The sequence below is a fragment of the Salipaludibacillus sp. CUR1 genome (assembly GCF_021028955.1).
GTDB lineage: Bacteria > Bacillota > Bacilli > Bacillales > Salisediminibacteriaceae > Salipaludibacillus.
Genome location: NZ_JAIWPE010000025.1, coordinates 149,598 through 160,858, shown reverse-complemented (window position 1 = coordinate 160,858; position 11,261 = coordinate 149,598). Strand labels below are relative to the sequence as shown.

Here is an 11,261-nt window from a genome sequence, read left to right as displayed (position 1 = left end):
TTACAAAATAATTAAATTATTTAAAATATTCCATTTTTAATAAAAATAAGGGGAACGTTTATTCCTTTTTGTGGGAAATATGCTAATATAGTAATAGAAACAATAAAAAGTAGTTTATGAAAAATATTAAAGGGTAATAACTTTTTAGATTATAGTAGCCGGTTTAGTATTTTTACGTATAACGAACTTTGGGGAGCTATGAAAAACTATTCGTAGGTGGGCACTTGAATAGTTTGGAGCTGGTAGTGCAACCGACCCGGGTTAAGAAAGGGGAGGGTTGTGGATGTCTTCATCTATTACACATTTAAATGATGAACAATTATTCGAAGTATACAAAAATGCGTTAGATTTAAATCTTGATGAAGAATTTATCCGGATTTTAGAAGAAGAAATGGGTAAAAGAAGTATCATATTTAAGAAATCTGCCGAGAATTCTCTTTAAACTGACTGGAGGAGACTTGCTTCTGAGTTACAGCAAGCCTCTTTTTTTTGCCCGATAAATCTGAAAGTTCTTTTGTAAGCGGTTTAATCAGTTTATACTTAATAGTGATGGATAAACTAGGTAGTTAATGGAGGGATAGGAGTGCGGGAAACTGTTATTATTGAAGCAGTAAGAACGGCTGCAGGAAAAAGAAAAGGAAGTCTGGCTCACAAAAGAGCTGATGAATTGGCTGCTGAAGTGCTTGAACATGTGGTTGAAAGGGCAGGTATAGAAAGCAGGATGATAGAGGATGTCATTTTAGGCTGTGTGACACAGGCAGGTGAACAGGCAGGAAATGTAGCACGGACATCTGCACTAATTGCCGGATTCCCTGAAAGTGTTCCGGGAGTAACGATTGACCGGCAGTGCGGATCAAGCCAGCAAGCTTTGCACTTTGCCTCCCAGGCAATAATAAGCGGAGACATGGATATTGCCATTGCCGGAGGGATAGAAAGTATGACAAGGGAGCCGATGTTTTCTGCAATTGGAGAGACAAAACAAAGCAGCCGGCTAACTGATAAATACGAAATAATTAATCAAGGAGAGTCAGCAGAACGAATAGCGGAAAAATGGGGGTTTAAAAGGGAAGAGCTGGATCAGTTTGCATTGGAAAGCCATCATAAAGCTTGTGATGCAATTCGCTCAGGCAAGTTCTCCAGAGAAATAGTCCCTGTTTCAGTTTATGACGGGAGAGGCACTAAAAGCATCTTTGATACCGATGAAGGCCCACGGGCAGATGCCACTTTGGAAGCCTTAACCAGTTTAAAGCCGGTATTTAAAGAAGGCGGAGTCATTACAGCAGGTAATGCTAGTCAAATAAGTGACGGAGCATCTGCCGTTCTGCTTATGTCCCGGGATATGGCTGAAAAAGCAGGCTTAAAACCTAAAGCGCGTATTATTGCCCGAACAGTCATCGGCTCTGATCCTACATTAATGCTTACAGGTCCTATTGAAGCAACGAAGAAAGTATTGGAAAAAGCGGGGATGCAAATAGATGACATTGGAAGGTATGAGGTGAATGAAGCTTTTGCTCCTGTCCCTCTGGCCTGGTTGAGAGAAACAGGGGCTGATCCGAAAAGATTGAATGTAAACGGAGGGGCTATTGCCTTGGGGCATCCGCTCGGAGCTACAGGAACGAAACTGATGGCCAGCCTTGTCCATGAACTGGAAAGGTCGCAAGAAAGGTATGGTTTACTTGCTATTTGTGAAGGTATGGGAATGGCTAATGCAACAATTATAGAAAGACTGGCATAACTCATTGTTCAATAACCCCGTCTTTAGCAGGCCGATTTTGCATAGATTCTTCTTTGAAACGGGATACTAAAGATGATTTTAAAGGAGGCCTTGCTGATGAAAAGAAAAAATAATAAATCACAAAATGAGGCGCTGGAGAAAAATTACCAGGCAGGCGAGGAAAATCAAACCACTGCCTCAGAAGGTTTAGCCGTCGTCCATGAACAAGTTTCCGATGTTTATAACGAAGGTACCATTGATCAGGAAAAAGACAGGGAGAGAAACGATTAAGCCTTTTAAGTCTGGTAATGAAAGTAGTAATAAACCCTTTCGGAAGTCTGATGTGAATGTAGCTTTCGCACCAGGCTTTCTTAGCTTTTAAGGACGGAAGCCGATAATTTAGTAAACAGTCTCAGTACACAGCTCTGCCTGTTGAAACGCTTGTAATTCGGTTTGAAGGAATCATACATAATAGTTTATTAAGAATAATCAGGTTGATCGGGTCTCTTTAAGGGTAGATAATCTAAACTCGCAATTTTTATACATTACACAGATATGAAAGGAGAAATCCGCTATGACATCACCTTTTAATATTTATTCAGAAATTGGAACACTTGAAAAAGTAATTATTCACCGTCCGGGTAAAGAAATTGAAAATATATACCCTGATTATCTGGAGGCGCTGCTTTTTGATGATATTCCTAATTTACGGGTGGCTCAAAAAGAGCATGACCAATTCGCTAAAGCTCTCCAAAGTAAAGGGGCGGAAGTCCTTTATTTAACGGATCTGGCAACCGAGGCACTTAAAGCTGAAGAAGTAAAAAAAGCATTTATTAAAGACTTTATAAAACTTTCTCAATTAACTCATCAGGAAGAGGACAAGGTGTATACATATTTGTACGAGTATCTTGCTGATAGAGAGCCCGAGGAACTTGTAAACATGCTGATAAGCGGGATACGCAAAGAAGAGGTTAAAGTAGAAACAGATCTTGTCCTTCCGGGGTTAATTGACAGTAATAAACCTTTTTATATCGACCCATTGCCAAACATGTATTTTACGAGAGACCCCGCATCAATTATCGGTCATGGTATCTCATACAACCGTATGGATCATACGGCCAGGAAAAATGAAACGTTATTTATGAAATATATTACAGCGCACCACCCGCTTTTTAGCGATTCATATATTCCCCAAGTAAACGATGATAAATCGCGTTTTCCGATTGAGGGGGGCGATATACTTGTGCTTTCGCAAGATACACTGGCGATAGGCTTAAGTGCAAGAACGAGTCCTGAAGCAATTGAAATACTGTTCAAAAAGCTTCGTTCAATGAATTCTCCTATTAAACAAGTAATTGCAGTTGAAATACCAAAAAAACGTGCTTTTATGCACCTGGATACGGTATTTACCCAGCTTGATACTGATAAATTTACTGTTCATCCTGCTGTGATGAAAATTGCTGATGAAATGAACCTGTATATTTTAAGAGAGAATAGTAATAGACAGGTGGAAGTGGAGAGAAAGTCCAACCTGATTGAAACTTTAAAATCATGTTTGCACCTTAATGAACTGGAACTGATCCCGGTAGGGGACGGGCAAGTTATTGAAGCAGCAAGAGAACAGTGGAATGATGGAAGCAACACCTTTGCATTGGCTCCTGGGACAGTGGTTGCATATGACCGGAATTATGTTACAAACGATACACTTAAATCTTATGGTCTTGATGTCATAGAGGTCCCTAGTTCAGAGCTCGCCAGGGGACGCGGCGGGCCCCGTTGTATGACGATGCCGATAAGCAGGAAGAACAGTTTGTAGTTTATTCTATGGAAATGACGAGCTGTCATGCTTGAATAATTAAGGTGAAATTGAGAAAATGTCAGATGGCTTGAAAACCGGCGTTTAGTAAAGTATAATTCTTTTTTAGTATTAACATCTGAAATGAGGGTTTACAATGGAGAAACCATCCATTTATGGATTAACTTTTGATCAATTAAAAATCTGGTTCACAGAACGGGGAGAAAAAGCGTTCCGCGCTTCCCAGGTTTGGGACTGGTTATATATTAAACGTGTCACAAGTTTTTCTGACATGACGAATTTAAAAAAAGAATGTATAGAACTTTTAGAAGAGAACTTTGTTATACAGTCGCTTGAGCTTCATTCTAAACAAGTCTCACAGGACGGAACTGAAAAATTTCTGTTTAGGTTAAAAGATGGAAATTTAATTGAAACTGTTCTGATGAGATTTGACTATGGATCGTCTGTTTGTGTAACAACTCAAGTGGGCTGTAATATCGGCTGCAGTTTCTGTGCCAGCGGCCTGCTGACTAAAGACAGGGATTTATCAAGCGGTGAGATCGTCCAGCAAATTATGAATGTCCAGCACAGCATGGATCACGCAGGAGAAGGTGAACGCGTCAGTCATATTGTGGTAATGGGAATTGGCGAACCATTCGATAATTATGAAAACCTGATGAACTTCCTGAGGGTAGTTAACAGTGATAAAGGACTCGCAATAGGGGCGCGCCATATCACAGTATCCACGAGCGGGATCATTAATAAGATATACCAATTTGCAGAGGAAGACCTTCAAGTTAATCTGGCTGTTTCCCTTCATGCGCCAAACAATGAGCTGCGGACAAAAATCATGAAAGTTAATAAAGCCCAGCCTATTGAAAAATTGATGGAAGCCGTTGATTACTATCTGGAGAAAAAGAACCGGAGGCTGACATTTGAATATATTCTGCTTGATGGAGTAAACGATAAGCCGGAACATGCAAGAGAACTTGTTGAGCTTATTAAAGATAAGAAAAAACTTTCTTACGTAAACCTGATTCCTTACAATCCAGTGGATGAATATATTCAGTATAAACAGAGTGAAAAAGGATCTATTCTCACTTTTTACGATATTTTGATGAAAAACGGCATCCAATGCGGCGTGAGGCACGAACAAGGTTCGGATATCGATGCCGCCTGCGGCCAGCTGCGAAGTAAGCAAATGAAAAAAGATAAAGAAAAAGCGAAAAAGAAATTAAAAACTAAAGCTTAACCTTTATCCATGCAAACTGCACCCGGAACTTTTCCGGGTGCTTTTTTATATTTATTCTCTGCCCTTGAAACAAAGGGAGTGTCGCTAAGAAGCATTTCACTGGTGCTGTTCATGTATAAAGATTTCATTTCCATCTGTGGCTTTCATCTTTATAGTTGTCTTCATTAACGAGTGGTTTTTGGAGCGGAGAAGGGCACAGTTTATTATATCTCCTGATTTTATTATTTATTTTTTCCATGTTTTGTTTACCGGGCTGAACCAATTTAAGCTCATGATGAATTTCTTTTTGCAGTTTAAGCCATTCAGGCAGATAGCCGGCTTCTTTAGCGATCTTTTGGAATTGCTGAAAAGTGTCTTTCCTTAAATACTCTTTTGGGAGCGGCTTCCCTTTTCCTTTAATATCATTCATGCTTTTCGAAGATTTAATAATGTCTCCGATCAGGTCATTATATTTATTTTCCAAAATTCAGTCCCCCTGTCAAGTAAGTCCTTCTTCCAAAGACGCTATTAGCAGACTAATTAACCCGCCACCATGAATGCGACAGAGACTAAGAGAGGAAGCCCGACTGAAACAGAGCCGCAGATAATGCCTGTTATTGCCATTCCCTTGCCATATTGGCCTGAATGACGCATTTCCCGAAGTCCGATAATACCTAATACAATACTGATTAAACCAAAAAGCATGCCGACAAAAACGATAACAAGCATTGATAATAGTGAGAGCGCACCAAAAAAAGCAGAGATAATTGCTTTCACATTGTTATCGAAACCTTGTGTCATGTTTTTATTCTGATGCTGTGGAGCTGGGCCGTTCATAAAATCACCTCATATTCTTAACAGCTTCTATTTAATTTTACAGTGACCGAAAGTGTAAAACAATCACATAAGGGTAAAAGTTGTTTCCTCCAGGAACGTTTTCTGTGTTTAAAATATTTTTATGATAAAATATGTGGAGAATCATGTAAGTTTTTGTTCAAGAAGTGGAGGGGAAGACAATCAGTTACAAGCGTGATGATGAAAGTTATGATAAAGAGATAGATGAAACCGGACTTTCCACTGAAAAAAAAGAAGAAGAACTTTTCTTCGATGGAGAAAAGTATTATACAAAAGAAGAGTTTTTTAACCCTGACGAGGAGGAAGAAGACCAGAAACCGAAGCGCAAAAGAAAAGGAATCAAGATATTTATCGCTTCACTCGTTGCTGTCGCTTTATTAAGTAATGTGTTTGCCATCTGGCCCAGATTATTTAATCTCCCGGCAATAGAATTCCTTGCTACCTCTCAGGAACTATCGAATAATGAGGAGGTTCAAAATTATAAAGACTCTATTGTCGTTGTAAGAGCTGGCAACAGTAAAGGGACGGGGTTCTATTTTTCAGAAGAAGGTTATATTATGACAAATGAGCATGTGATCGGCAATGATCCCCAGCCGACGGTATCTTTCCAGAATGGTGACCATCACAGAGCTGAAGTCATAGAGACAGACGACCAGCTCGATGTGGCTGTCCTGCAAATCGACACTGAGGAAGAAAAAAATTATCCTGCCCTTGAGTTTGAAAACAATTGGGAAATGGACAGCTCTGTTTACGTCATTGGGAACCCTCTCTTCTTTAACTATATTGCTAATGAAGGCGCTATTATAGGAACCACCTCCACCCAAAGCCGTGAAGAGCCAGTTCTGATGCTTGACGCTCCAATTTACCAGGGAAGCAGCGGAAGTCCTGTAATTAACAATAAAGGTAAAGTGATCGGCATGGTCTATGCCACAACGAGAATGGATTACGAGGGTACAAATACGAAAGTGGGGCTGGCCATCCCGGTGAATGCTTTTGAAGAGTTTATAAATGATTAACAAATAGAATTGTCCAGGCAAAACAGAACAAACCATCATAGCATATTATGTAAGCCAAAATGCAAGGTGGTGATCCGATGACTTTTCTGCTCATTGTTGTCATGTTTGTCCTGTTAATTATCGTCGGGCTCGCTTATAAAAAATAGGTTTACGGAAGCAGCCGGCCATGGCTGTTTCTTTTTATGTGCTGAAATTTTAACTTTTTATTATAATAAATTCTTAAATTGGTTTTAAAAAAAGCTAGAATAATGTGACAATTGTATGTATCATAAAATATATATGATAGACGTCAGACCACAGAAGCGAGAAGGGGGATGCTAATTGAATAGAATAGCCGTATTAACAAGCGGAGGAGACGCACCTGGAATGAATGCAGCTATAAGAGCAGTAGTACGGTCAGCAGTTTACTTTAATTTAAAAGTTTATGGTGTTTACAGAGGATATAAAGGGCTTATTGAAGGCAATCTGATAGAAATGGACGCGTCATCGGTTGGGGACATTATACACAAAGGAGGAACCATTTTAAAATCATCCCGGTCAGAGGAATTCAGGACGCCTGAAGGAAGAGCAAAAGCTTTAAAGGTGTTAAAAGAACACCAGATTGACGGATTAGTAGTCATCGGAGGAGATGGATCTTTCCGAGGGGCTCAGGAACTCAGCGAAATGGGGATAAAAACAATCGGAATTCCCGGCACAATAGATAATGACCTTAATTACACAGAATATACGATTGGGTTTGACACTGCTATTAATACAGTTCTTGAAGCTGTAACAAAAATCCGGGATACTTCCACATCTCATGAGAAAGCCACTATTATAGAAGTGATGGGGAGAAGCTGCGGGGATCTTGCTCTGTACGCAGGTATTGCCGGCGGAGCGGAGAGTATCATTATACCTGAAGAGCCAGGCAATATAGAAACAATTATAGCTAAAATAATCCAGGGAAAAGAAAGAGGAAAGCTGCACCACATTATTATGCTGGCTGAAGGATCAGGGAACGCATCTGATTTGCAGGAAAAACTGCTGAAACAGGCAGACGTTAATGCCAGGATTACTGTTTTAGGATTTATCCAGCGGGGAGGCGATCCTACGTCATTTGACAGGATTTTAGCCAGTAAAATGGGAGTCATGGCAGTTGAACTGTTACTGAACAAAAAAACGAATCAGGTCATCGGTATAAAAAACAACTCATTATTTAATATGGATATTACAGAGTCCTTAACTACAGAAAAAACTTTTAACCGGGAGATGTATAAACTGAATGAAATTCTATCTATCTAACGGGACAAGGCATAAAACTTAGCCGGGAGTCAACCGGCTGATGAAGCAACGCGTATTTTTATAGAAAGAATACGGATTTTTCGAAGCAGCTGAAGGCAAGCCCCTGGGCAAGCGTCCGCCTGGCGGCTGAAATCACTCTTTTTCTCAAATGAAAGCCGAACAAAATTCGTAAATTTTGTTCGGCTTTCATTATATCTATTCTTTTGTCCCAGCCTCTTAGTGGTTCCTTTTTTTGCCGCGGCTTCAATTTATTAAGTTACCGCTGGCAATCCACCCAGCCATTTCTTATCGCTTTAACGGTGCAGTCTGTCCGGTCATTAGCTTTCATTTTCTTTAATAGAGAACTGATAATAGTAGAAATAGTAGAACGGGCAAAGTGCATCTTATCAGCTATTTGAGCATTATTATAACCTTCCAGCAATAACTGAAGGACCTGCTGATCCCGCGGTGATAAATCTGCTGTGATTTTTTCTTTATTTAATATAAATTGTTTAATGGGAGTATGAAAGGATTTCTTTTCAGATAGTTCAAAGCTCAGCTCCCAATGTAATTCAGGTTCCAGAAAAATTCCGTTTTGGGTTAAACTGTCGATGACTAAACCGCAGCGGGAACTTAAGAAGGACAGTGATACAATTCCCTGTACGGGAAGTGAAAGGTAATCCAGCATGTCTTTAGTCACCCGGGTGTTTACAACCACCAGTGCGTATGTATGTTGGTTTAACAAAAGCTCTCTTTCCAAAAATAACTTTGTTTTTTTGTCATAGTTTTGGACGAGATAGAAAGCCCATTGATTTTTCCCTTTGTATTCTGAATAACCACGGCTCTCTGAATAAATTGATTCCAGACGCCCTCTGATATCCTTCATTAATTGCCTGGGAAAATGGTTTTCCCGGTCGTTAAATATGACTTTATAAGAAGGGCGGGAATGAAGTTTCTCATTTACTTTAACCATGAACTTTCCTCCTCTTGTATAGTCTTGAGACTACACGAGGCCAGCCATATGCACAGTATTTAGTTACATATATTTCAACTATAAAAAAACACATCCTTAGTGTTACAGGATGTGAATCCTGAAACGGCAACTGGCTGGCATAGCATCGCTTTAGCCCCTGTAGTTTTGCGTCACTGCGTTTCCACAGTTTTGCCATGATCGTTCCTAATCCATATGATTTAATATTTGCACGTATTACTAATGAACTACTTATAATGAACATTACTATATTTTGGCATATTATTCAAGATAATCTTAAGAGAAACTGGACTTTTTTATATAAAAATATAAAAACATTAATAGATTACAGACTGACTAGTAATACCAGGGTGTAAAGAAGAGCACCTGCTGAAAAAGCTCCAAAGTGGCTTTCCCTTTCTTCGGGTAATTCTTCTTTCAAGATATTTAAAATTAGGGCCCCCGCCATGAAAGAAAAAAGGAGGGCGACAATGTATTGGCTCACGTTAATTAAAAGGCTTAGCAGCCACCCCGAAAATACAGCGAACCCTAATATCCAACGCCCATAATGGTCATAATCCTTTTTATGCGTGTCGCGCAGATGCTGGTCATTTATAACAAAATGGATAGAAAGTGCAAGAAAGAACAGAAAAAAATCCATCATCGTTTCATTTTCTCCTCCGATGATTAGATAGCCAATTAAACCGTTATAAGTGCTGTAAGCCATTAAATGGATCCAGAAAATTTCCTCTTTCACAGGTAATTTTCTTTTATTCTCTTTTTTGTATTGTTTAGCAGCTCTTTCCAATCCATAAAATACGGCGAGCCCTGCCAATGCTGCGATATATACAAAACGGTCCTCAAAATAGAAACCGTAAGCTGCCTCTTCAGTAAGGTTAGCCTGATAATAATGGAGGTAAGGGATAATATGCAAAAAGACATAAGCAATTGACAATCCGCCTGCCGCGGATAATAACTTTTTGCGTGGGATGTGATGATAAAAATTTATATATTTCGAGAGTATATGGATAAGTATAAAACCGGTAATACTAAGAAAGCTCCAAAGCACAGCCAACTTTATTTTCCCTCCTTTAATAATCCTGTTCGTTCTGTCTTTACCCTTATTCTGCGAGTAAATAACTGACAAGTAAATCACAGTGGCCTGCAGGAGAGTTTAATTTCAGCAGATTAGGTGAATAAGGAAATTGAAGGTTTTATACAAAGTTACATTGCATTAGGAGGGAAACGATCATGAAAGAAAAAGAATTACAATATTTAAAAGACGAATTGCTCAAAATGAAACAAGAGTATGAAACAGCTCTTTCAGATAATGAAAAAACAAACAAAGATGAGGCAGATACTGGGGAGCTTTCCAATACCGGTAATCATCCCGGGGATCAGGGAACAGAAATGTTTGAACGGCAGAAAAGTTTAACGCTGGATCAGCACACAGCTGCTAAACTGGATGAAGTAAACGAAGCGCTCGATGCAATTGAAGAGGGAACTTACGGCATATGTGCAGTGAGCGGAAAAGAAATTCCATTTGAACGTCTTAAAATAATGCCCGAAACTAAGTATAGAGTAGAGTATGCTGAAGAAAGAAACAGAACACAAGAAAGGCCGGCTGAAGAAGATGTCACTTCCCCGTTAAACGATAAAAATACTTCTGACAAAGAAGAAATGAGGCAGGAGGCGTGGGAATCTGCCAGGGATCATGGCACCTCCAATACACCTGCTGATTACGAAGATAAAGAGGACTATTAATTAATAAAAAAACTGGATTTACAAAAAACCAAAAGATACAGGTCTAAAGGACTTAGGGGGTTCATTATGGAAAAAAACGATGAGGCAGTAAAAGCTTTTTTTACCCGATTAGACAGAACTTTTTTTCTTGAAGACCACCAGCATTTAGCCTCTTATGACCGTCCTTTGCCCATAGGTTATGACCAGACAATTTCCCAGCCTACTCTTGTGTTGGAAATGACGCTTTCCCTTGATCTCCATCCTGATTTAAAAGTATTGGAGATAGGGACAGGTTCAGGCTATCAAACTGCCCTGCTGGCAGAATTTTCAGAGGCTGTATATACAGTTGAACGAATTAATCCTCTTCTAAAGAAAGCACAAAAACGTCTGTTGGAATTAGGTTACCATAATATTCATTTCAAGCTGGCAGATGGAACATCAGGCTGGGAGGAACACTCCCCATATGACCGGATTATGGTGACGGCTGCAGTGAAAGAAATACCCGCAGAGCTGCTTCGACAGCTGTCTCCGGGAGGAAAGATGATAATCCCTGTTGGCGATGATAATATCCAGGAACTGAAGCTTATAGAAAAAAAACAAAACGAAGAGATTAAAAGCCAAGTAATTAAACATGTACAGTTTGTAAAACTCAGGGGAGAGTATGAATAAAGCCAACC

14 protein-coding genes and 2 riboswitches are annotated in these 11,261 nt (G+C 39.5%); of the genes, 10 read left to right on the top strand and 4 right to left on the bottom strand.

Annotation, left to right across the window (positions count from 1 at the left end; translation table 11 throughout):
* The first annotated feature begins 182 nt into the window (after positions 1–182).
* A riboswitch (cyclic di-GMP riboswitch) is annotated at positions 183–266 on the top strand.
* Between the two features lie 17 nt (positions 267–283).
* The 5 genes from K8O68_RS06305 (at position 284) to rlmN (ending at position 4,761) form a co-directional block, all read left to right on the top strand.
* Complete coding sequence (locus tag K8O68_RS06305; RefSeq protein WP_230896073.1) at positions 284–442, top strand: sporulation histidine kinase inhibitor Sda; 159 nt, start codon at positions 284–286, stop codon at positions 440–442.
* 141 nt (positions 443–583) lie between these two features.
* Complete coding sequence (locus tag K8O68_RS06300; protein WP_230896072.1) at positions 584–1,735, top strand: thiolase family protein; 1,152 nt, start codon at positions 584–586, stop codon at positions 1,733–1,735.
* 96 nt (positions 1,736–1,831) lie between these two features.
* Entirely contained in the window at positions 1,832–2,005 is a 174-nt protein-coding gene (locus K8O68_RS06295; RefSeq protein WP_230896071.1) for a YozQ family protein, read from the top strand.
* A gap of 283 nt (positions 2,006–2,288) precedes the next feature.
* Positions 2,289–3,530 (top strand): arginine deiminase, encoded by a 1,242-nt coding sequence (locus K8O68_RS06290; protein WP_230896070.1) that lies wholly within the window; start codon positions 2,289–2,291, stop codon positions 3,528–3,530.
* 136 nt (positions 3,531–3,666) lie between these two features.
* Complete coding sequence (rlmN, locus tag K8O68_RS06285; protein ID WP_230896069.1) at positions 3,667–4,761, top strand: dual-specificity RNA methyltransferase RlmN; 1,095 nt, start codon at positions 3,667–3,669, stop codon at positions 4,759–4,761.
* 124 nt (positions 4,762–4,885) lie between these two features.
* Here the strand turns inward: rlmN and K8O68_RS06280 are convergent, their stop codons facing one another.
* Both K8O68_RS06280 and K8O68_RS06275 read right to left on the bottom strand, forming a co-directional pair.
* On the bottom strand, positions 4,886–5,224 hold the full coding sequence (locus tag K8O68_RS06280; protein WP_230896068.1) for a DnaJ family domain-containing protein: 339 nt from the start codon (positions 5,222–5,224) through the stop codon (positions 4,886–4,888).
* 56 nt (positions 5,225–5,280) lie between these two features.
* Complete coding sequence (locus tag K8O68_RS06275; protein WP_230896067.1) at positions 5,281–5,577, bottom strand: DUF4190 domain-containing protein; 297 nt, start codon at positions 5,575–5,577, stop codon at positions 5,281–5,283.
* A 164-nt stretch (positions 5,578–5,741) separates the two neighbouring features.
* Between K8O68_RS06275 and K8O68_RS21565 the strand changes: the two genes are divergently transcribed.
* From K8O68_RS21565 to pfkA, 3 genes are all read left to right on the top strand, one after another.
* Positions 5,742–6,611, top strand: coding sequence for a S1C family serine protease (locus K8O68_RS21565; RefSeq protein WP_230896066.1), 870 nt, complete (start codon positions 5,742–5,744; stop codon positions 6,609–6,611).
* A gap of 59 nt (positions 6,612–6,670) precedes the next feature.
* Positions 6,671–6,757: a YjcZ family sporulation protein gene (locus tag K8O68_RS21560; RefSeq protein WP_093056228.1), complete on the top strand. Its 87-nt coding sequence runs from the start codon at positions 6,671–6,673 to the stop codon at positions 6,755–6,757.
* A gap of 175 nt (positions 6,758–6,932) precedes the next feature.
* Positions 6,933–7,892, top strand: coding sequence for a 6-phosphofructokinase (gene pfkA, locus K8O68_RS06265; RefSeq protein ID WP_230896065.1), 960 nt, complete (start codon positions 6,933–6,935; stop codon positions 7,890–7,892).
* A 256-nt stretch (positions 7,893–8,148) separates the two neighbouring features.
* Here the strand turns inward: pfkA and K8O68_RS06260 are convergent, their stop codons facing one another.
* Entirely contained in the window at positions 8,149–8,844 is a 696-nt protein-coding gene (locus tag K8O68_RS06260; protein ID WP_230896064.1) for a response regulator transcription factor, read from the bottom strand.
* 122 nt (positions 8,845–8,966) lie between these two features.
* Positions 8,967–9,048, bottom strand: a riboswitch (cyclic di-GMP riboswitch).
* 139 nt (positions 9,049–9,187) lie between these two features.
* The gene (locus tag K8O68_RS06255; RefSeq protein ID WP_230896063.1) at positions 9,188–9,916 is read right to left on the bottom strand and encodes a hypothetical protein; all 729 of its coding nucleotides are present in this window, start codon (positions 9,914–9,916) and stop codon (positions 9,188–9,190) included.
* A gap of 176 nt (positions 9,917–10,092) precedes the next feature.
* Between K8O68_RS06255 and K8O68_RS06250 the strand changes: the two genes are divergently transcribed.
* Together K8O68_RS06250 and K8O68_RS06245 are read left to right on the top strand one after the other, a co-directional pair.
* On the top strand, positions 10,093–10,605 hold the full coding sequence (locus K8O68_RS06250; RefSeq protein ID WP_230896062.1) for a TraR/DksA C4-type zinc finger protein: 513 nt from the start codon (positions 10,093–10,095) through the stop codon (positions 10,603–10,605).
* A gap of 66 nt (positions 10,606–10,671) precedes the next feature.
* The gene (locus tag K8O68_RS06245) at positions 10,672–11,253 is read left to right on the top strand and encodes a protein-L-isoaspartate(D-aspartate) O-methyltransferase (protein WP_230896061.1); all 582 of its coding nucleotides are present in this window, start codon (positions 10,672–10,674) and stop codon (positions 11,251–11,253) included.
* Positions 11,254–11,261 lie beyond the last annotated feature (8 nt).

What these genes read in the sequence shown, in the direction of transcription:
- K8O68_RS06250 (WP_230896062.1), top strand. Translation starts at nt 10,093, where the DNA reads ATGAAAGAAAAAGAATTACAATATTTAAAAGACGAATTGCTCAAAATG.
- K8O68_RS21560 (WP_093056228.1), top strand. Translation starts at nt 6,671, where the DNA reads ATGCAAGGTGGTGATCCGATGACTTTTCTGCTCATTGTTGTCATGTTT.
- K8O68_RS06295 (WP_230896071.1), top strand. Translation starts at nt 1,832, where the DNA reads ATGAAAAGAAAAAATAATAAATCACAAAATGAGGCGCTGGAGAAAAAT.
- K8O68_RS06275 (WP_230896067.1), bottom strand. Translation starts at nt 5,577, where the DNA reads ATGAACGGCCCAGCTCCACAGCATCAGAATAAAAACATGACACAAGGT.
- rlmN (WP_230896069.1), top strand. Translation starts at nt 3,667, where the DNA reads ATGGAGAAACCATCCATTTATGGATTAACTTTTGATCAATTAAAAATC.
- K8O68_RS06260 (WP_230896064.1), bottom strand. Translation starts at nt 8,844, where the DNA reads ATGGTTAAAGTAAATGAGAAACTTCATTCCCGCCCTTCTTATAAAGTC.
- K8O68_RS06290 (WP_230896070.1), top strand. Translation starts at nt 2,289, where the DNA reads ATGACATCACCTTTTAATATTTATTCAGAAATTGGAACACTTGAAAAA.
- K8O68_RS06245 (WP_230896061.1), top strand. Translation starts at nt 10,672, where the DNA reads ATGGAAAAAAACGATGAGGCAGTAAAAGCTTTTTTTACCCGATTAGAC.
- K8O68_RS06305 (WP_230896073.1), top strand. Translation starts at nt 284, where the DNA reads ATGTCTTCATCTATTACACATTTAAATGATGAACAATTATTCGAAGTA.